The sequence below is a fragment of the Roseovarius autotrophicus genome, assembly GCF_018069895.1.
GTDB lineage: Bacteria > Pseudomonadota > Alphaproteobacteria > Rhodobacterales > Rhodobacteraceae > Roseovarius > Roseovarius autotrophicus.
Window position 1 is genome coordinate 119779 of sequence record NZ_JAGQDH010000005.1, and the last position, 20291, is coordinate 140069.

20 protein-coding genes are annotated in these 20291 nt (G+C 63.6%); 12 read left to right on the top strand and 8 right to left on the bottom strand.

Annotated features, from left to right (window positions below; translation table 11 throughout):
• Positions 1-3: 3 nt before the first annotated feature.
• Complete coding sequence (locus KAK09_RS08075; RefSeq protein ID WP_210878423.1) at positions 4-564, top strand: nucleotide exchange factor GrpE; 561 nt, start codon at positions 4-6, stop codon at positions 562-564.
• A 15-nt stretch (positions 565-579) separates the two neighbouring features.
• Here KAK09_RS08075 and mutS read toward each other — a convergent pair whose 3' ends face one another.
• Positions 580-3198, bottom strand: a complete 2619-nt coding sequence (mutS, locus tag KAK09_RS08080) for a DNA mismatch repair protein MutS (RefSeq protein ID WP_210878524.1) — start codon at positions 3196-3198, stop codon at positions 580-582.
• 163 nt (positions 3199-3361) lie between these two features.
• Between mutS and KAK09_RS08085 the strand changes: the two genes are divergently transcribed.
• Both KAK09_RS08085 and KAK09_RS08090 read left to right on the top strand, forming a co-directional pair.
• On the top strand, positions 3362-5617 hold the full coding sequence (locus KAK09_RS08085) for an NADP-dependent malic enzyme (protein WP_210878424.1): 2256 nt from the start codon (positions 3362-3364) through the stop codon (positions 5615-5617).
• 26 nt (positions 5618-5643) lie between these two features.
• The gene (locus tag KAK09_RS08090) at positions 5644-6537 is read left to right on the top strand and encodes a ribokinase (protein WP_210878425.1); all 894 of its coding nucleotides are present in this window, start codon (positions 5644-5646) and stop codon (positions 6535-6537) included.
• On the opposite strand, the gene msrA is transcribed toward KAK09_RS08090, so the two are convergent.
• From msrA to KAK09_RS08105, 3 genes are all read right to left on the bottom strand, one after another.
• Complete coding sequence (msrA, locus tag KAK09_RS08095) at positions 6528-7196, bottom strand: peptide-methionine (S)-S-oxide reductase MsrA (protein ID WP_210878426.1); 669 nt, start codon at positions 7194-7196, stop codon at positions 6528-6530. The two genes, KAK09_RS08090 and msrA, sit on opposite strands and share 10 nt — an antisense overlap.
• Before the next feature lie 106 nt (positions 7197-7302).
• A complete protein-coding gene (gene tmpT / locus KAK09_RS08100) occupies positions 7303-7944 on the bottom strand; it encodes a thiopurine S-methyltransferase (protein WP_210878427.1) in 642 nt (213 codons plus the stop codon).
• Between the two features lie 210 nt (positions 7945-8154).
• Positions 8155-9381 carry an argininosuccinate synthase gene (locus tag KAK09_RS08105; protein WP_210878428.1) on the bottom strand — a complete coding sequence of 409 codons (1227 nt, stop codon included), beginning with the start codon at positions 9379-9381 and terminating at the stop codon, positions 8155-8157.
• Between the two features lie 103 nt (positions 9382-9484).
• Between KAK09_RS08105 and ilvA the strand changes: the two genes are divergently transcribed.
• The gene (gene ilvA / locus KAK09_RS08110; RefSeq protein WP_210878429.1) at positions 9485-10723 is read left to right on the top strand and encodes a threonine ammonia-lyase IlvA; all 1239 of its coding nucleotides are present in this window, start codon (positions 9485-9487) and stop codon (positions 10721-10723) included.
• A 47-nt stretch (positions 10724-10770) separates the two neighbouring features.
• Here the strand turns inward: ilvA and KAK09_RS08115 are convergent, their stop codons facing one another.
• Positions 10771-11088, bottom strand: coding sequence for an Hpt domain-containing protein (locus KAK09_RS08115; RefSeq protein WP_210878430.1), 318 nt, complete (start codon positions 11086-11088; stop codon positions 10771-10773).
• Between the two features lie 147 nt (positions 11089-11235).
• Between KAK09_RS08115 and KAK09_RS08120 the strand changes: the two genes are divergently transcribed.
• Positions 11236-12513 (top strand): PP2C family protein-serine/threonine phosphatase, encoded by a 1278-nt coding sequence (locus tag KAK09_RS08120; protein WP_336244436.1) that lies wholly within the window; start codon positions 11236-11238, stop codon positions 12511-12513.
• Here KAK09_RS08120 and KAK09_RS08125 read toward each other — a convergent pair.
• Positions 12488-12931 carry an NUDIX hydrolase gene (locus KAK09_RS08125; protein WP_210878431.1) on the bottom strand — a complete coding sequence of 148 codons (444 nt, stop codon included), beginning with the start codon at positions 12929-12931 and terminating at the stop codon, positions 12488-12490. The two genes, KAK09_RS08120 and KAK09_RS08125, sit on opposite strands and share 26 nt — an antisense overlap.
• 75 nt (positions 12932-13006) lie before the next feature.
• Between KAK09_RS08125 and hslO the strand changes: the two genes are divergently transcribed.
• From hslO to KAK09_RS08150, 5 genes are all read left to right on the top strand, one after another.
• Positions 13007-14002, top strand: coding sequence for an Hsp33 family molecular chaperone HslO (gene hslO, locus KAK09_RS08130; protein WP_210878432.1), 996 nt, complete (start codon positions 13007-13009; stop codon positions 14000-14002).
• Positions 13971-14594, top strand: a complete 624-nt coding sequence (locus tag KAK09_RS08135; RefSeq protein ID WP_210878433.1) for a CoA pyrophosphatase — start codon at positions 13971-13973, stop codon at positions 14592-14594. Before hslO ends, KAK09_RS08135 begins: the two co-directional genes overlap by 32 nt.
• Entirely contained in the window at positions 14591-15736 is a 1146-nt protein-coding gene (locus KAK09_RS08140) for a CCA tRNA nucleotidyltransferase (protein WP_210878434.1), read from the top strand. Before KAK09_RS08135 ends, KAK09_RS08140 begins: the two co-directional genes overlap by 4 nt.
• Positions 15733-16956 carry a class I SAM-dependent RNA methyltransferase gene (locus KAK09_RS08145; protein WP_210878435.1) on the top strand — a complete coding sequence of 408 codons (1224 nt, stop codon included), beginning with the start codon at positions 15733-15735 and terminating at the stop codon, positions 16954-16956. The genes KAK09_RS08140 and KAK09_RS08145 overlap by 4 nt, the downstream gene beginning before the upstream one ends.
• An 83-nt stretch (positions 16957-17039) precedes the next feature.
• Positions 17040-17540, top strand: coding sequence for a L,D-transpeptidase family protein (locus tag KAK09_RS08150; protein WP_210878436.1), 501 nt, complete (start codon positions 17040-17042; stop codon positions 17538-17540).
• Here KAK09_RS08150 and dalA read toward each other — a convergent pair whose 3' ends face one another.
• Positions 17541-18059: a divisome-associated lipoprotein DalA gene (gene dalA, locus KAK09_RS08155; RefSeq protein ID WP_210878437.1), complete on the bottom strand. Its 519-nt coding sequence runs from the start codon at positions 18057-18059 to the stop codon at positions 17541-17543.
• A gap of 167 nt (positions 18060-18226) precedes the next feature.
• Between dalA and KAK09_RS08160 the strand changes: the two genes are divergently transcribed.
• Positions 18227-18829 carry a L,D-transpeptidase gene (locus KAK09_RS08160; protein ID WP_210878438.1) on the top strand — a complete coding sequence of 201 codons (603 nt, stop codon included), beginning with the start codon at positions 18227-18229 and terminating at the stop codon, positions 18827-18829.
• Positions 18830-18972: 143 nt separating this feature from the next.
• A complete protein-coding gene (locus tag KAK09_RS08165; RefSeq protein ID WP_210878439.1) occupies positions 18973-19161 on the top strand; it encodes a hypothetical protein in 189 nt (62 codons plus the stop codon).
• 73 nt (positions 19162-19234) lie between these two features.
• Here the strand turns inward: KAK09_RS08165 and hemH are convergent, their stop codons facing one another.
• Positions 19235-20287, bottom strand: coding sequence for a ferrochelatase (hemH, locus tag KAK09_RS08170; RefSeq protein WP_210878440.1), 1053 nt, complete (start codon positions 20285-20287; stop codon positions 19235-19237).
• Positions 20288-20291: the final 4 nt, after the last annotated feature.

The window sequence follows — 20291 nt, forward strand, 5'->3', positions numbered from 1 at the left end:
AAGATGGCAGAGCCGAAAGAAGAAAGCTTCCTCGACGATATCGAGGAGGCCGCCGCCGAGGAACAGGCCCTTGGACGTGAAGAAATTACCAGCGAGGCCGCCGATATCGACGCGCTGCGGGCCGAGCGCGACGCATTTCAGGATCGCTTCATGCGCGCCCTCGCTGATGCCGAGAACGCGCGCAAACGCTCGGAAAAGGATCGCCGCGAGGCCGAGCAATATGGCGGTTCGCGGCTTGCCCGCGACATGCTGCCCGTACATGACAGCCTCAAGCGTGCGCTTGAGACGATCACCGAGGATCAGCGCAACGCTTCCGCCGCGCTTGTCGAGGGAATCGAGCTGACGCTGCGTGAGCTTGTGAACGTGTTTTCCAAGCACGGCATAACCGTGATCGACCCGCAGCCGGGTGACAAGTTCGACCCCCGTCATCACGAGGCGATGTTCGAGGCCCCCGTTCCCGGCACCAGGGCAGGCGAGATCATCCAGGTTTCGGCGCAGGGCTTCATGCTGCATGATCGTATTCTGCGCCCGGCGCAGGTGGGCGTGTCGTCCAATCGCGGGTGACATCTCGGTGCGGGGCTAATCGGTCCCGGCCACCATCGCCTTCAGCTCATAAATGAGATCAAGCGCCGCGCGCGGGCTTAGCGTGTCCGGCATCACTTCGGCGAGGCGTTTCTCCACTCCCGACTCGGGGTGCGTTAGCCGTGCCGGCGCAGGCCCGGCCGCGAAAAGCGGCAAATCGTCAATCAGCGCCTTGCGCGCCACACCGCCCTCCCGCTCGCCCTTTTCAAGCGCATCGAGGACCACGCGCGCCCGCGCTACGACGGTCTCGGGCAGACCGGCAAGCCGCGCCACCTGCACACCATAGCTGCGATCCGCCGCGCCGCGCCGCACCTCGTGCAGAAAGATCACTTCGCCGTCATGCTCCTTGACGCTCACCGTGGCATTGGCCACCCGGCCAAGCCGTTCGCTCAGCCGCGTCAACTCGTGATAATGGGTGGCAAAAAGCGCGCGGCAGCCGTTCACGTCATGCAGATGCTCCAGCGTCGCCCAGGCGATGCTCAGTCCGTCATAGGTCGCTGTGCCGCGCCCGATCTCGTCAAGGATCACCAGCGCCCGCGCATCCGCCTGATTCAGGATTGCCGCCGTTTCGACCATTTCCACCATGAAGGTCGAGCGCCCGCGCGCCAGATCGTCCGACGCGCCTACCCGGCTGAAAAGCTGGCTGACCATCCCGATATGTGCCGAACGCGCGGGCACATGGCTTCCCATCTGCGCCAAAAGCGCGATCAGCGCGTTCTGCCGCAGAAAGGTGGACTTGCCGGCCATGTTCGGCCCGGTCAGAAGCCAGATATCGCTCTCGCCCCCAAGATCGCAGTCATTGGCGATGAACGGCGCACCTCCTTGTGCGCGCAGGCTGCGTTCCACCACCGGATGCCGACCGCCCTCGATCCGCAGCGCGCGGCTCTCGTCCACCTTCGGTGCACACCAGTTCTCGCTTACCGACAGATCGGCCAGCGCCATCGCCAGATCGAGTTCCGCCAACCCCCTTGCCGTCTGCGCAATCTCCACCGACTTGTCCAGAATAGCGACTTTCAAGCCATCATAGAGCCGTTTTTCAATCCCGATCGCCCGCCCGCCCGCGTTGAGGATCCGGCTTTCCATCTCGGTCAGGCGCGGTGTGGTAAAGCGCAGTTGGTTGGCCGTGGTCTGCCGGTGCTTGAAGCTCTCGCTCAGCGGCGGGGCAAGCATCCGGTCCGCATGGGTCGTGGTCACCTCGATGAAATAGCCCAGCACATTGTTGTGCTTGATCTTGAGCGAGGCGATGCCCGTCTGTTCGACATACTCTCCCTGCATCGCCGCGATGACGCCGCGCCCCTCGTCTCGCAATTGCCGCGCCTCGTCGAGATCGGCATCGAATCCGGCCGCGATGAATCCGCCATCGCGCACCAGAAGCGGCGGTTCGGCCACCAGCGCCTGATCAAGAAGGTCGCAGAGCGCTTCATGTCCCCCAAGCCCCGCCGCCGCGTCGCGCAGCACCTCGGGCAGATCCAGCCCCTCCAGCCGTGATGCGATGTGTGTCGCCTGCATCAGGCCATTGCGGATCGCCACGAGATCGCGCGGCCCGCCCCGGTCTAATCCCAGCCGCGACAGCGCGCGGTCAAGGTCCGGCACGCGCCGTAGCGCCTCGCGCAAATCATTGCGCATTCGAGACTGTTCCACCGCAAAACTCACCGCTGCCAGCCGTGAACGCACCACATCGAGCACAAGGCTCGGGCTCGACAGCCGCCGTTCCAGCAGCCGCCCACCCCCCGCCGTCACCGTCCGGTCGATGGTCGCCAGCAGAGACCCGGCCCGCCGCCCGTCAAGCGCGTGGGTCAGTTCCAGATTACGCCGTGTCGCGGCGTCGATCTGCATGACACGGCTTGCCTGTTCCCGCACAGGCACCTGCAAGAGCGGCAGTTTGCCCTTCTGCGTGATGTCCAGCCATTCGACAATCGCCCCCATCGCCGCCAGTTCAGGCCGGGTAAAGGCCCCGAACGCCTCCAGCGTGCTGACGCGAAACAACGTGCAGAGCCGCCTTTCCGCCCCCGTGCTGTCAAACGCCGCCGTGCCCATCGCTGTGAGGGACGCACCAATATCAGATACTATTTCGGCCAAACAGGCCTCATCTGTCTCTGCCACCACCAACTCGCGCGGCATCAGCCGCGCCAGCTCTGGCCCCAGCCGTGCGGATGAGAGCGCCATGACGTGAAACGCGCCGGTGGAAATATCGACCCAGGCAAGCGCACCCTCGCCCCGCACCTGTGCGAAAGCGCCCAGATAGTTATGCCGCCGCGCGTCAAGCAGGCTCTCCTCGGTCAGTGTGCCGGGCGTCACAAGCCGCACCACCTCACGCCGCACCACCGCTTTTGATCCGCGTTTCTTCGCCTCTGCCGGATCCTCCATCTGTTCGCAGACAGCGACGCGAAATCCCTTTCGGATGAGTGTCAGCAAATAGCCCTCGGCGGAATGCACCGGCACCCCGCACATGGCGATATCCTCGCCCAGATGCTTGCCCCGCTTGGTCAGTGCGATATCCAGCGCTTCGGCTGCGGCCGCAGCATCGTCAAAGAACAGCTCGTAGAAGTCCCCCATCCGGTAGAACAGGAGCGCATCCGGGTATTGCGCCTTGATCTCCAGATATTGCGCCATCATCGGCGTCACGGTCGATGCTGCCTCGCTCAACGCTGCCCCCCTTGTCGCTGGCGCGGACCTTACTCACCGCGCCGCCCCGGCGAAAGCCCCTTCGCGCCTTTCTGTTGAGGCGCGGCGCAACCGCCGCTATGCAGGTGCAATCCTTCTTCCGAAAGTCCGCCCCATGACCAACCCCAAATACACCCGCGAAGAGGCGCTCGCCTTTCACCTAGAACCGACGCCCGGCAAGTTCGAGATCCAGGCCACCGTGCCGATGAACACGCAGCGCGATCTCAGCCTTGCCTATTCCCCTGGCGTGGCCGTGCCCTGCGAGGAGATCGCGGCCAATCCCGAACTGGCTTATGATTATACCAACAAGGGAAATCTCGTCGCCGTCATTTCCAACGGCACCGCCGTTCTGGGGCTTGGCAACCTTGGTGCCCTGGGCAGCAAACCGGTGATGGAGGGCAAGGCGGTGCTCTTCAAGCGCTTTGCCGACGTCAATTCCATCGACATCGAACTTGACACCGAAGACCCCGACGAATTCATCAACGCCGTGCGTCTCATGGGGCCCACCTTTGGCGGCATCAACCTCGAGGACATCAAGGCGCCCGAGTGTTTCATCATCGAGCAGCAGCTCAAGGAGGTGATGGATATTCCGGTGTTCCACGACGATCAGCACGGCACCGCCGTGATCTGTGCCGCCGGTCTGATCAATGCGCTGCACCTCTCGGGCAAGAAGATCGAGAATGTGCGCATTGTCCTGAACGGCGCCGGAGCTGCGGGTATCGCCTGTCTCGAACTCTTGAAGTTCATGGGTGCAAAGCATGACAATTGCCTCATGTGCGACACCAAGGGGGTCATCTATCAAGGCCGCACCGAGGGCATGAACCAGTGGAAATCCGCCCACGCCGCCGCCACAAGCCTGCGCACGCTGGAAGAGGCGATGAGGGGGGCCGATGTTTTTCTGGGGGTTTCGGTCAAGGGGGCGGTCACGCCCGAGATGGTCGCCACGATGGCCGACAACCCGGTGATTTTTGCCATGGCCAATCCCGACCCCGAGATCACGCCCGAAGACGCCCATGCCGTGCGCCCCGATGCGATCGTGGCCACCGGGCGCTCGGATTATCCCAATCAGGTCAACAACGTGCTGGGCTTTCCCTATCTCTTTCGCGGCGCGCTCGACGTTCATGCGCGCGCGATCAATGACGAGATGAAGATCGCCTGCGCCGAGGCGCTTGCGCGCCTCGCACGCGAGGACGTGCCCGACGAGGTTGCCGTTGCCTATGGCCGCAAGCTCAGCTTTGGTCGCGATTACATCATCCCGACGCCTTTCGATCCGCGCCTGATCCACACCATCCCGCCCGCCGTCGCGCGCGCAGGCATGGCGACGGGGGCCGCGCGCCGCCCGATCATCGATATGGAAAGCTATGAGCTTTCGCTCAAATCGCGGATGGACCCGACCGCCAGCATCCTGCGCGGCATCCATGCGCGCGCGCGGCGTGCGCAGGCCCGCATGATCTTTGCCGAGGGCGACGATGTGCGCGTGCTGCGCGCCGCCGTGCAGTATCAACGTTCAGGGCTGGGCAAGGCCCTCGTCGTGGGCCGCGACGAGGATGTGAAGGCCAGGCTGGACGCGGCCGGCATGGGCGACGCGGTGCGTGAGCTCGAGGTAGTCAACGCCGCCAAGACCGACCGCCTCAACGATTACAAGGCCTTCCTCTACAATCGTCTGCAACGCAAGGGCTTTGACCGGCACGATATCCACCGCCTCGCCGCGCGTGATCGTCATGTTTTCGCCGCGCTCATGCTGGCCCACGGCCAGGGCGACGGGCTTGTGACCGGGGCCACCAGAAAATCCGCCCCTGTGCTCAATCTCATCAATCACGTGTTTGACGCAGATGCCGAACATGGCGCGGTTGGCGTCACCGCGCTTCTGCACAAGGGGCGGATCGTGCTCATCGCCGATACGCTGGTCCATGAATGGCCCGATGAAGAGGATCTGGCCACCATCGCCATGCGCGGGGCCGATGTGGCGCGGCATCTGGGGCTGGAGCCGCGCGTCGCCTTTGTCAGCTTCTCGACTTTCGGTTACCCCAAGTCCGAGCGCGCCGAAAAGATGCAGCGCGCGCCCCTGGTGTTGGAGCGCCGAGGCGTCGAGTTCGAGTTCGAGGGCGACATGACCGTGGATGTCGCCCTGAATCCGGCGGCCCAGGCCAACTATCCATTCCAGCGTCTCAGTGGCCCGGCCAATGTTCTTGTGGTGCCGGCCCGCCATTCCGCCTCGATTTCGGTCAAGCTGATGCAGCAGATGGCCGGGGCGACGGTGATTGGTCCGATCCTGACCGGGGTGGATGCCTCGATCCAGATATGCTCGTCCAATTTCACTGCCAACGACATCCTCAACATGGCGATCCTTGCCTCGTGCAAGGTAGGCTGACCGGTGTGCCCGTGGCGGGGTCGGACATGAGTATTTCCGGAACGGTGAAGCCGGGGCACGTCTGGTGCCTTGGCTCGATCAACGCAGACCACATCTATCGCCTGCCCCGCCTGCCCGCACCGGGCGAGACCCTGCCCGCCACAGGCTATCGACGGATGCTGGGCGGCAAGGGCGCGAATCAGTCCATCGCCGCCGCCCGCGCCGGGGCCAAGGTGCGCCATGTCGGCGCGGTTGGCGGCGATGGTGCGTGGATGGTGGCGGCGCTGGCCAAAGCTGGGGTCGATGTCGGTGGCGTTGTCACGCAGGGCGGCGTCTCCGGTCATGCTCTGGTGATGGTGAATGAGGCGGGCGAGAATGCCATCGTGATCCATCCCGGCGCAAACCGTGCGCTTGACTTGGCTCATGTCGCCGAGGCCCTCTCGGGCGTAGCACCCGGCGATTGGCTGCTCTTGCAGAACGAAACCAACCTTCAGGTCGAGGCCGCGCGCCTTGCGCGGCAGGCGGGTGCGGATGTGGCCTATTCCGCCGCACCGTTCGAGGTCGGGGCCGCGCGCGCCGTGCTGCCCTTGGTGACGCTTCTCATTGTCAATCACATCGAGGCGAGACAGCTTGAGGCGGCGCTTGGCCCGGTTGGTGTTCCGAACATGCTGGTGACAAAAGGGGCCAAAGGGGCGGACTGGCGCGATCTGTCAAAAGGCGAAACCGTCTCTGTTCCCGCTCCTTGCGTGCATGTTCGTGACACGACTGGCGCCGGCGACTGTTTTGCCGGCTACATGGTTGCTGCGCTTGCCATGGGTCAGCCGGTTCGCGACGCTCTTGGCCTGGCCAGCGCCGCCGCCGCGCTTCAGGTCACGCGCGACGGCGCGTCAGAGGCAATCCCCGGTCTGGCCGAGGTGCGCGCCTTTCTTTCTCAGGACTGACCGGCAAAGGGCGCGTCCCCGCCCCAGAGTTCCCTGACCCGCGCATCGCGCCCGCACGCATCGCGATAAAGCCGGTAGGCCGTCGCCTTCTGTCTTGGCCCGAACCGTGTGAGCACGATATCGCGGCTCTTGTAGTAATCCTGATGATAGGCCTCTGCCGGCCAGAACGTGCCAAGATCGCGTATCGGCGTCACCACCTCTTTCCCCAGATCCGCTGCCGCCGTTGCGACTGCCGCCTTGGCAATCTCCTTTTCCGTTTGATCTGAGACGAATATCGCCGTGGTATAGGTCTCGCCCCGGTCGCAGAACTGCCCGCGCGCATCGGTCGGATCCACCGAGCGCAGGAACATGTGCAGCAACTGCCCCCGCGTCACCTGGGCCGGATCAAAGGTGATTCGGACCGCCTCCAGATGCCCGGTGCCGCCGTGCGTCACCGCGCGATAGGTCGGATTCGCAACCGTGCCGCCGGTGAAACCGGATTCCGCCTCGATCACGCCGCGCACCTTCTCGAAATCCGCCTCGACGCACCAGAAACAGCCGCCGGCGACGACCAGCACCGCGCGCTCTGCCGCTTCGAGCCGTTTCGCCTGAAGGCACAGCGCCCCCGCGATCAGCAGCGCCAGCATCGCGCCTTTTACTTCCCGCATCCCGATCAGCATGACAAAAAGCCCTCCTTGCTTCAGGATGCCTGCGTGTCCGCCTTTTGGCCAAGCGAAAATCCCGTGATGTCACGCGGTCTTGAGCTTTGCGCGCGCAGGGTGTTCCCTATTCCAGAGGCCGCAGCAGCAGCGCCTTTTCCCACGCCGGGCACCGTCCCTTGAGCCCGCCCGGCACCTCTGCCTTGTCCAGCATCGCGATGTGGAAATCCGCCTGATAGAATTGCGCCGCGCCTTCCTCAGAGATTGAGAACGGCGGTCCCTCCATCAGTGTCTGATCGTATTCGAACGTCACCAGAAGCTGCGGCGCCGTTCCGGTGATCGTCGTCAGATGGGTCGCATATTTGCGGCGCATGTCCTCGGGCAGTGCCACAAGCGCGGCACGGTCGTAAACCGCATCAACGGCGCCAAGCTGTTCCGCCGTCAGATCGAAGATGTCGCCGACAAAGATATCAAGCCCGGGCGCGGCATAGAGCGTCAGATCGCCTTTCCGCGCAATGACAGGCTTTACGTCAAGTTCGTCGAACAGTTGCCGGACCGCCACATCGCTCAGTTCCGCACCCGCGACGCGATATCCCTGCGACCGCAACCAGGCGATATCGCGCGTCTTCCCGCAGAGCGGCAGAAAGATCCGTGCGCCGGACGTCAGCCCCAGCGCGCCGAGATGCGCCGCGAGCATCCGGTTGACCTGTCCCTCGTGAAACCCGAGTTGCCCCGTCTTCCAGCGGTCGTGCCAGAAACCCGCTTCCAATGCCGTTCTCCTGCCTGATCCACGGGCGGATGTCCCGCGCGTCCATCTGGTAGCAGAGTTACGGCATCGGCCAAGACCAAATCCGATCACATCAGCCTGATTGCGCTCGCTGCGCGGTGGCCGGATCCACGCGGCTGCGCGGCATGGCAGAGCGCGGCGTCCTGCTGATCGGGTCGAAACAGCCGGGTCGAGCGCGGATCGTCCGGGGATCTAGCCCTTGAGGCGCCGGTTGCGCGCCGCGATCAGTTTGAGTCGCAGCGCGTTGAGCTGGATGAAACCGGCCGCGTCCTTCTGATCATAGGCGCCGGCATCTTCCTCGAAGGTGACGTGCGCTTCGGAATAGAGGCTGTGATCCGACCAGCGGCCCACGCAGGCGACATGTCCCTTGTAAAGCTTGAGTCGTACCGTGCCCGACACATGAAGTTGCGATTGATCGATTGCGGCCTGCAACATCTCGCGTTCCGGGCTGAACCAGAACCCGTTATAGATCAATTCCGCATAACGCGGCATGAGCGAATCCTTGAGATGCCCCGCACCGCTGTCGAGCGTGATCTGCTCGATCCCGCGATGCGCCTCCAGCAGCAGCGTGCCGCCCGGCGTCTCGTAGATGCCGCGCGATTTCATGCCGACGAATCGGTTCTCGACAAAGTCGAGCCGCCCGATCCCGTGCTTGCCGCCAAGGTCATTCAGCGTTGTCAGGATGCTGGCCGGGCTCATTGTCGTGCCATTGATCGCCACGGCGTCGCCTCTCTCGAACGTAACCTCGACGAATTCGGGGCTGTCGGGCGCGTCCTCGGGGCTGACCGTCCGCTGATAGACATAGTCGGGCGCGGCTTCGGCCGGGTTTTCCAGAACCTTGCCCTCGGAGGAGGTGTGCAGAAGGTTCGCATCGACCGAGAACGGCGCCTCGCCGCGCTTGTCCTTTGCGATCGGGATCTGGTTTTTCTCCGCGAAATCAATAAGCCGCGTTCGGCTCGTCAGATCCCACAGCCGCCATGGCGCGATCACCTTGATCTCGGGGTTAAGCGCATAGGCGGCAAGTTCGAACCGCACCTGATCATTGCCCTTGCCGGTTGCGCCATGGGCAACGGCATCCGCCCCGGTTGCGGCTGCGATCTCGACGAGCCGCTTTGAAATCAGGGGCCTCGCGATCGAGGTGCCCAGAAGATACTGCCCCTCGTAAAGCGCGTTGGCGCGGAACATCGGGAACACGAAATCGCGCACGAATTCCTCGCGCAAGTCCTCGATATAGATGTTTTCCGCTTTTATTCCGAGGAGTTGCGCCTTCTCCCGCGCGGGCTCTAGCTCTTCACCCTGGCCAAGGTCTGCGGTGAAGGTCACCACCTCGCAGCCATATTCGGTCTGGAGCCATTTGAGGATGATCGAGGTATCAAGGCCCCCCGAATAGGCAAGCACGACTTTCTTGGGCGCGGACATGACGGGTTCCTTTCGCGGATTTTCCGGGCGATTACCCGGTTTTACGCGTCGGGGCAAGCCACGCCCCTTGCCAGCGCGGGGCGATTGCGGCACTCAGGCGGACATGTCCGATTTCAAAGATACCGCCCGCGTCGCCGAGGCCGCCATGCGCACCGTGTTCGCGCCGACACCCCTGCAGCGCAATGACCATCTGTCCGAGCGTTACGGGGCCGAGATCCTGCTCAAGCGCGAGGATCTGAGCCCGGTCCGCTCGTACAAGCTGCGCGGTGCCTTCAACGCCATGCGCAAGGTTCTCGCCGCGCGTCCCGACACCACGCAATTCGTCTGTGCGAGCGCCGGCAACCATGCTCAGGGCGTCGCCTTCATGTGCCGCCATTTCGGTGTGCGCGGCGTGATCTTCATGCCGGTGACAACGCCGCAGCAGAAGATCGGCAAGACCGACAAGTTTGGCGGTGATGCGGTCACGATCCGGCTTACCGGTGATTATTTCGATGATACCCTTGCGGCGGCGCAGGCCTATTGCACCGAGATGGGCGCGCATTTCCTGTCGCCTTTCGATGATGAAGACGTGATCGAGGGGCAGGCCACTGTCGCCGTCGAGATCGAGGCACAGCTTGGCGGCGCGCCGGATAACCTGATCCTGCCGGTCGGCGGTGGCGGCCTTGCCGCGGGGATCCGCAGTTATTTCGGCGGGACCGTCGCGCTGACGCTGGTCGAGCCTGCGGGGGGCGCCTGTCTTGCCGCGGCCCTTGCCAGCGGCGCCCCGGTGCGTCTGCCTGCCGTCAATACCTTTGCCGATGGCGCGGCGGTGGCGCAGATCGGCACGCGCACCTTTGCCCGACTCAGGGACATCGCCCCCGCGGATGTCAGGGCAATTGACGAGGATCGCCTTTGCACGACGATGCTCGAAATGCTCAATATCGAGGGGATCGTGCTCGAACCCGCCGGGGCGCTTTCGGTCGATGCGCTTGCCGATATGGGCGATGCGATCAAGGGCAGGCGCGTCGTCTGCGTCACTTCCGGCGGTAATTTCGATTTCGAGCGCCTGCCCGAGGTCAAGGAGCGGGCACAACGGTTTGCGGGCCTCAAGAAATACTTCATCCTGCGCATGCCGCAACGCCCCGGCGCGTTGCGGGATTTCCTTGCCGTGCTCGGGCCGGAGGACGACATCGCGCGGTTCGAGTATCTCAAGAAATCCGCCCGCAACTTCGGCTCGGTCCTGATCGGGATCGAAACCACCCGATCCGAGAATTTTCACGCATTTCTCCAGAAACTCGACAAGACAGGCTTTCAGTATCGCGACATAACCCGCGACGAGGTGCTGGCCGAATTCCTTATCTGAGCGTTGTTCGCCACGGATTGCGGCCGCTTTCGGGGGCTTCGGGCAGCTCATGCGGCGAGCGCCTTGCCGATATTCGCCAGAAACTCGGCCCTTGAGCGGTCATAACACCCGAGGATCTCGGCCGCAGTGGCCGTGTGCTGGCCGCGTTCCACGGCCTGGCAAAGCCCCGCGAATGTCGCAAAGCCAAGGTTGAGCGCGCTTCCGGCAAGAAAGTGCAATCGCTCGGTGCGCTCCGATTCGGGCATGGTGTCATGAAGGCCGGCAAGTCCTGTTTCAACCTCCTCAAGGAAAAGGTCGAGCACCTCTTCAAAGGTGTTCGGTCCAATTTCCAGCCGTAACCCGCGAACGCGGTCCCAGTCGATCATGGCAATCTCTCCTCGTTGGCGCCAGAATGCGGTCTTTTCGTTCAGATCGGGTTAACAGCCTCGGGAAATTCGGCAAAACTTGAAATTTCACGGATTCTTAGGACCTCACGCGCAATTGTCGATTCGAGACGAGGACCGGGTGATGATGTGCGACCTGAGATCACGACAGTTTCGGAGAATGAGTGCGCCGCCGCGCCGGCGCTGCATGTTCTTGTTGTTGATGACAGCAGGCTTCAGCGCCGCATCGTATCCACATATCTGCGGCAATGGGGCTTTAGCATCGAAGAGGCGGCAAACGCGGTCGAGGCCCTGGCATCCTGCCGTGAGAGGCCCCCTGACATCGTGATGAGCGACTGGATCATGCCGGGCATGAGCGGGCTGGAATTCTGCCGCGCCTTCCGGACCATGGAGCGTGACAATTATGGCTATTTCATCCTTCTGACCACGAAGAGCGACAAGGATGAGGTGGCGCTTGGTCTTGATGCCGGGGCCGACGATTTCCTGACAAAGCCGGTCAACGCGGCCGAACTGCGTGCACGGCTGGCGGCGGGCAAGCGGATTCTCGACATGGAACGGCAGCTGACCGAGAAGAACCGTCTGATCAAGAGTACGCTTGAAGAGTTGCAGATCCTGTATGATTCCCTCGACAGCGATCTGATCGAGGCAAAGAAACTTCAGCAGGCATTGCTGAACGAGCGATACCGCGATTTCGGGGTGGCCGAAGTGTCGCTCATGCTGCACTCGGCGGGGCATGTGGGTGGCGACCTGGTCGGGATGTTTCCGATTTCAGGTCAGCGGATCGGTCTTTACGCGATCGATGTCTCGGGGCACGGTGTCAGCTCGGCACTGATGACCGCGCGGCTGGCAAGTTACCTTTCCGCCACCGTGCCGGAACAGAACCTGGCCCTGCAGGAGGTCGCACCGGGGTGCTTTACCGCGCGCCCCCCGGCCGAGACCCTCGCCCGACTCAATCACATCATCCTGTCCGATCTCGATACCGATCATTATTTCACTATCGTGCTGGCCGATGTTGACCTTTGCAGCGGGCGGGTGCTGCTCGCGCAGGCCGGGCACCCGCATCCGATCGTGCAGCGCCGCGATGGCTCGGTAGAGTTCATGGGCCATGGCGGCCTGCCGGTCGGGCTGATCGACAATGCCACATTCGACCCGGTCGTCTTCACCCTTGGCCCCGGTGATCGGCTGCTCATCCATTCTGATGGGTTGACCGAATGCGCCGCCCCCGACGGTGCCATGCTCGAGGGGCCGGGTCTGGCACGGTTCATGGTGGAGTTGCGCCAGACACACGGTCCGGCCTTCCTTGACTCCCTGATGTGGAAACTGTCCGATCATGCCGCCGACCAAGAGTTCTCCGATGACATTTCGGCGGTCCTCGTTGAATTCAGAGCAAATCCGCGATCCGGCTGACAAAATGCCGATCCCCCTGATTGCCCAGCATCCTTGCGGCCTGGTTCGGTGAAAGCCATTCGGCCCGGTGCCCAGGTTCCGTCGGTGCGCAGATCTGTCGGGCGGGAAAGGCGCGATAGATCAGGCAAAGCTTTTCCGCCCAGAGATCATATTCCGGCATATAGGTGAAACGCCGGAAAGCCCCGAGCCGCCGTGGTCGTGCGATCCGCCACCCGGTTTCTTCCATGACCTCGCGATGCAGGGCGTGCAATGGCGTCTCGCCCGGATCGATGCCGCCCCCGGGAAGCTGATACTCGGGCACCGGCTCGGCCTGATGCGTCACAAGAAGACGCCCGCCCCTCTCGAGGATCGCATAAACGCCCGGCCGCAGACGATACCTTGTATCGTTGCGCGGCACTTCGCCAAATCGTCGGATCATCGCCCTCTCCCTGCCCTCGGCTTGTCCCGTCCCGACGGACACGATATGCGGAAGCCGGCCAGAAAAGGAAACCCCATGAGCCTTGGACAGCGAATCGCCTGGGATGACACGGTGTTGCCGTTCCAGCTTGACCGTGCCGATATCCGGGGGCGCGTCGCGCGGCTTGACGGAGTGCTCGATGCGATCCTTGCGCAGCATGATTACCCCGAGCCGGTCGAGGCGCTGATCGCCGAGATGGCGCTTTTGACGGCGCTGATCGGCCAGACGATGAAGCTGCGATGGAAGCTCTCGCTTCAGGTGCAAAGCAACGGCGCCGTGCGCATGATCGCCACCGATTACTTTGCCCCCGTCAGGGAAGGCGAACCCGCTCGGCTGCGCGCCTATGCGGGGTTCGACCCGGCCCGGCTGCGACACGCGCGGCCCTTTGACCAGTTGGGCGAGGGCTACTTCGCGGTCCTGATCGATCAGGGGAAGGGCACGACGCCCTATCAGGGTATCACACCGCTGACCGGCGCTGCGCTCCATCAATGCGCCGAGGCATATTTCGCCCAATCCGAGCAGCTTCCGACACGGTTCTCGCTGAGCTTTGGCAAGTCGTCCACGCCGGGCGAGGCCGAGCACTGGCGCGCCGGGGGTGTCATGCTTCAACACATGCCCAAGGCATCGCCCTTCGCCAGCGGCGGAGGTTCCGGCGAGAACGGGCTGCTGGCCGCCGACGATCTTGTCGATGGTGACGACGCCGAGAACTGGTCTCGGGCCAACCTTCTGCTCGATACGGTCGAGGATCTCGAAATGATTGGCCCCAGTGTCTCGCCCACCGACCTTCTCGTGCGGCTGTTCCATGAAGAGGGGCCGCGTGTCTTTGACATGCAGGCGGTGCGCTTTGGCTGCACCTGTTCGGAAGCGCGTGTGCGCAACAGCCTTTCGATCTATTCGGCCCGCGATATCGAAACGATGACAACCACGGACGGCACCGTAACCGCAGATTGTCAGTTTTGCGGCGCGCATTACACGCTCGATCCCGCCACGCTCGGGTTCGATGCGCCGGAGGGTCCGAGTGAGCGCGACTGATCCCCTCGCGCCGGTTCTCGCCGCGCTTTCGCACGGGTGCGGCGGAACGTCGGATTACGATCTCAACCCCGAGATCACCCTGCCGCCGGGGCGCAGGTTGCGGCCCGCAGGGGTGCTTGTGCCGGTGGTGTATCGCGGGTCCGAGGCGCGGGTGATCCTTACCAAACGTTCGTCCGCACTCAAGCATCACCCCGGCCAGATCGCCTTTCCCGGTGGCAAGCAGGATGCGGCCGATGTCGATATCCGTGCCACCGCGCTGCGCGAGGCGCACGAGGAAATCGGGCTATCCCCCGACACGGTGGACATTCTGGGTAATCTGCCGCGCCACGAGACGGTGACCGGCTTTGACGTGACCCCGGTTCTGGCACGCATCCATGCCCCGTTCATCCCCCGGCCGGACCACGGAGAGGTGGCCGAGGTGTTCGATGTGCCACTGTCGCATCTGATGGATCCGGGCCGTTACAGGGTTGAAAAGCGCCGTTGGCAAGGGGTGTGGCGGCGCTATTATGCGGTGCCGTTCGGCCCCTACTACATCTGGGGCGCGACGGCACGGATCCTGCGGATGATGGCTGCGATGGCGGGCAGGTCATGAAGATCACCGGCGACTGGATCACCCGCCCCGAGACCCGCGCCGTCTGCGATATCCTGTCGGCGGGGGGCTATCAGGCGCTGTTCGTGGGTGGATGTGTGCGTAACGCGCTTCTGGGCGCGGCGGTCGCGGATATCGACATCGCGACCGATGCGCATCCTGACAGGGTGATGGATCTGGCGGTCAGGGCCGGGCTCAAGCCCGTGCCGACGGGGATAGACCATGGCACCGTGACCGTGGTTTCCGGCGGCCTGCCCCATGAGATCACCAGCTTTCGCGCCGATATAGAGACGTTTGGCCGTCACGCGCAGGTGGTGTTTGGCCAGGACATCGTGGCCGACGCGCGGCGCCGTGATTTCACCATGAACGCGCTTTATGCCCGTCCTGACGGTTCGGTTGTTGATCCCCTGGGCGGGATCGCGGATCTGCGTGCGCGGCGTGTGCGCTTCATCGAGGATCCCGCCCGCCGCATCCGCGAGGATTACCTGCGGATCCTGCGCTTCTTCCGGTTTCACGCCTGGTATGGTGACCCAAGGTCCGGGCTGGACCCAGAGGCGCTTGCCGCCTGTGTCGCGGCACAAGACGGGCTTGCCGGCCTCTCGCGAGAGAGGGTGGGTGCGGAGATGCGCAAGCTTCTCGCCGCGCCAGATCCCGCGCCAGCGCTTGCGGCGATGCAGGGGGCGGGGATCTTGCAGGCCGTGCTGCCCGGCGCGGATGCAAGAGCGATGGCACCGCTTGTCCACCTGGAATCAGAAACCGACACGGCGCCAGATGCCATTCGGCGGCTCGCGCTTCTGGGGGGCGAGGCGGTGGCCGAACGGCTTCGCCTGTCCCGGGCCGAGGATCGTAGGCTGGACATGCTGCGCAAGGCGCTTGTCGAGGACAGGCCCGCAGCCGAACTGGGCTATCGCCACGGGATTGGTGACGGCGGCGATATCCTGCTTGTGCGGGCCGCCCTTGTCGGTGAGGCCCCCACCCCCGAGACCTGGCAAGAGTTGCAAAGGGGGGCTGCGGCGGTTTTTCCGGTCAAGCCTGCGGATCTCATGCCCGGTCTTGCCGGCCCCGCGCTGGGCGCGCGCCTGCGCGCGCTCGAGGCGCGCTGGATCGCCTCTGGCTTCATGCTTGGCCGTGAGGATCTGTTGTGAGCACGTATCACATCCTCCGTCTTGGCGCGCGCGGAGATGGTATCGCCGACGGCCCGGTTTTTGCGCCGCGCACCCTGCCGGGCGAAGAGGTGAGTGGCAGGACAGAGGGGCAGGTGCTGCATGATGTGCGCATCCGCGCGCCCTCGCCCGACCGCGTGCGCCCGCCCTGCCGTCACTACACCGCCTGCGGCGGCTGCCAGGTGCAGCACGCCTCGGATGGTTTCGTGGCCGAGTGGAAGCGCGAGATTGTCCAGAGCGCGCTCCGGGCACAGGGCATATCCGCCGAGATAGGGCCTGCTCTGACCTCGCCCCCCGCCTCTCGTCGCCGCGCCACGCTGGCTGCACGGCGCACCAAGAGCGGGGCCATGGCCGGGTTTCACGCGCGCGCCAGCGATCATATCGTCGAGGTGCCCGATTGTCGCCTCCTCCATCCCGACCTGATGGCGGCGCTGTCTGTTGCGCGCGATCTCGCGCTGACCGGGGCAAGCCGCAAAGGCGCGCTGGCGGTGACGGCCAGCTTGTCGCTGCACGGGCTGGATCTGGCGGTTGACGGCGGCAAGCCGCTCGATGGGCCGCTGCGCATCGCCCTTGCCGCCCTCGCCGGGCGACACGATCTTGCGCGTCTCGCCTGGGAGGGAGAGGTCGTGGTGACGCGTCGCGCGCCTGAACAAGTGTTTGGCACAGTGCGCGTGGTGCCGCCGCCGCGCGCCTTTCTTCAGGCGACCGCCGAGGGAGAGGCGGCGCTTTGCGCAGAAACAGAGACAATTCTGCAAGGCGCGCGCCGGATCGTCGATCTTTTTGCCGGCTGTGGCACGTTCACCTTTCCGCTGGCCCGGACCGCTGCGGTTCACGCGGTCGAGTGTGCGGCAGAGATGATCGCCGCACTTGATCACGGCGTTCGCCACACAAGCGGCCTGCGCGCGGTGACAAGCGAGACGCGGGATCTGTTTCGCCGCCCGCTTCTGGCCGAAGAACTTGCCCGTTTCGACGCCGCTGTAATCGACCCGCCTCGCGCTGGCGCCGAGGCACAGATTGCCGAGCTTGCCCGTGCCCGCGTGCCCCGCATCGCGCATGTGTCGTGCAATCCCGTCACCTTTGCCCGTGATGCGGCCACGCTTGTTGCGGCGGGTTATGCGCTCGGCCCGGTCCGCGTGGTCGATCAGTTCCGCTGGTCCGCGCATGTCGAGCTTGTGGCCGGATTCACGCTCAACGGCGCGTGAGCGCGGCAGATTCCGCTACCTCGCGGGGCCTGAATAGGGTAGTCTTCCCGAAAAAACGGGCAGGCAGCAGAGCGGGCAGAACCATGAGCATGACACGGCGATTTGCGCTTCTGGCGGGGGCGGCGACCCTTGCGGGATGCGCGGATAGAACGAAATTCAAGACATATCGTGGCCCCGAGGTGACGCGCCTCATTGTCAACAAGGGCAATCGAGAGATGTTCCTCCTGCACCATCAGCGCGTTCTAAAGCGGTATGAGGTGGATCTGGGCTTTGCTCCCGAGGGGCACAAGCAGTTCGAGGGCGATGGCAAGACCCCCGAGGGCGAGTATCACATCGACCGCCGCAATCCCGACAGCGCCTTTCATCTGTCGATCGGGATTTCCTATCCCAACGAGGCGGATATCGCCTTTGCGCAGGCGCATGGAAAACCACCCGGCGGCGACATCTTCATCCACGGAGAGCCGAACATCTTCAGCTTTCTCAAGCCGGACTGGACCGCGGGCTGCATCTCGGTGACGAATCACGAGATGGAGGATGTCTATGCCATGGTGCGCGATGGCACGCCGATCACGCTGAACGCGTAATCAGCTGCCAATCGTCATCGTCCACCAGATCTTGCCGGTCGGGTCCTGATTCCAGGCAAAGCCCATCTTGCGTGCATTGGGCGACAGGATCACACGGCGGGTCACGTCCTCTTCCATCCAGGCGGCGAGGGTTTCAAGCTCGGTCTCGTAGGTTTCCGAGATCGTCTCGCCGACAAGCTGGCCGGTATAGCCGACGCGCCGGATCCGATCCACCGGTGACGAGCCGTCCGAGCCGAAATGCCAGGGCCGATTCTGCACCGACATGTCGCGCGCATGGGTCGCCGCGGCGGCTGTCAGGCGATCGTCCAGCGTGAGCGGCACCGCCCCGGCGGCCTGACGCAGCGCATTGACTGAATCAAGCATGCGGAACTGGATTTCGCGCGTGTCGCCCGGCTTGATCCGGTAGAGGCGGGGCAGGGGCCTGCCGTCGGCGCCAAGCTGCGGCGGCGGTGGCGGCGGCGCCGCACATGCCGAAAGGGCCAGAAGGGCCGACAGACAAAGAATCAGAAGACGCGCCATGAGATCAAGCCACCCGCAGAATTGTTTCACCCGCTATACCCCGGCAGACCACCTTGTTCAAACCGGCATCTGCGAAGTTTCGCCATATAACGAGCGTTTGATTTGCGACTGAGCGTTCGAAGCCATATATTACGCTGATCGCGGCAGGAAAAACTGGAGACACAACAATGCCCCCCATTTTCCGGGACAAATGGAATCGACGCGCCTTTCTCGCCGGGGGCGCGGCACTGATCGGTGCGCCCGCCATTGCGCAGAGTGTTGACGGAGACGACACAGTAGAGATCGAGCGTGACGTGACCCAGAGTGTGCGACGCAACATCTCGGCTTTCCGCACGCTCGACTGGCAGCCCTATTTCTCGAACCTCAAGGGCGGCGCGATTCTGTGCGACATCGACTCGCGCGCCGTTCATTACTGGGGTGAGGACGGGACAACCTACAAGCTTTATCCCTCCTCCGTGCCGCTGAGCGAAGATCTGACACGCCGTGGCCGCACCTCGATCGTCCGCAAGGTCGAGGGGCCAAGCTGGCGCCCGACGCCGTCCATGCTCAAGCGCAACCCGGAATGGCCCGCTTATGTGCCGCCGGGGCCGGACAATCCGATGGGCACCCATGCGCTCTACCTCAGCTGGACCTATTACCGTATCCACGGCACCCATGATACGCGCAAGATCGGGCGTCGCTCGTCCAACGGCTGCATCGGGCTCTATAACGAGCATATTCAGGAGCTCTTCGCATTTGCCAAGGTTGGCACACAAGTGTTGCTAATTTGACGTAAGCGTGGCGGCGAACGGAGGCAGACTGTAAAGATAAGTTTGCAATTTCCAGATTCTTTGATTAATCGGGACTTACGAGGTAAGTCTTGCACCGGCGGTCATCCCTAAGGGTAGGTCCGCGGTTGAATCTGGAGGATATCATGAAGAAATTTGCTCTCGCGGCTGCCCTGTCTGTTGCTGCATCCACAGGTTATGCCGGCACTCTCGCAGAGCCGGTGATCGAAGCGCCGGTGATTGTTGAAGAAACCAGCGCAAGCTCGTCGGCCGCTGCCGTCTGGGTGCCGCTGCTCCTGCTCGCGATCGTCGCTGCGGTCGTCATCGCCGACTGATCCGGACCACGGACCAAAGGAAAAAGGCAGCGAAAACTCGCTGCCTTTTTTCGTTTTCATAGCCGGGTCAACCTCAGTCGAGCCAGCCCTTGAGGTTGGTTTCGACAATCGCCGAGAGCGCCGCAATATGTGCGTCGTCATCGTTGAGGCAGGGGATATAGGTGAACTCCTCACCGCCCGCCTCCTCAAAGCTCTCGCGGATCTCCTCGTTGATCTCTTCCAGCGTCTCGATGCAATCGGCCGAAAAGGCGGGGGCGATCACGGCGATACGCTTCTTTCCGTCCTCGCGGGCCAAACGTGCGACCTCGTCCACGGTATAGGGTTTGAGCCATTCCTCGGGGCCAAAGACCGACTGAAAGGTGGTGGTGATCTCGGTCGCCTCCCAGCCCAGCCGTTCGCGCAAGAGGCGTGTCGTCTTCTGGCATTGGCAATGATAGGGGTCGCCCTGCATCAGATAGCGTTTCGGCATCCCGTGATAGGACACAACAAGGATCTCGGGCTGCTTATCCACATCCGCATACGCGCGCTCCACCGATTGCGCGAGCGCTTCGATATAGAGCGGATGCCCGAAATAGGGATCCGCCACGCGCGCCACGGGCTGCCATGTCTCTGCCATCAGCGCGCGAAAGAACTGATCGTTCGCCGTGGCCGAGGTCGCGCCCGCGTAATGCGGATAGAGCGGAAAGAACAGGATCCGCGTGCAGCCCGCCTCGACCATGGCGCGCACTTTCGACTTGGTGGACGGGTTGCCATAGCGCATGCAGAAATCGACCATCACCTGATCGCCGTAACGGTCACGAAGCGCGGCAGAGAGTTTCGCGGTCTGGTCGCGCGTGATCGTCATCAGCGGGCTTTCGCCCTTGTCCTCGTTCCAGATGGATTTGTAGGCCGCGCCAGAGGTAAAGGGCCGCTTGCTCAGAATGATGAGCTGCAAGAGCGGCTGCCATTTCCAGGGGGAATAGTCGATCACCCGCCGATCCGACAGAAACTCGTTGAGATAGCGCCGCATCGGCCAATAGCTGTAATGGTCAGGCGTGCCGAGATTGGCCAGAAGAACGCCGGTCTTTGCACGCCGCACCTTTGGGTGATCGGCTGGCGCATGGTCGGGGCGGGCGGCGTCAAGCATGGCT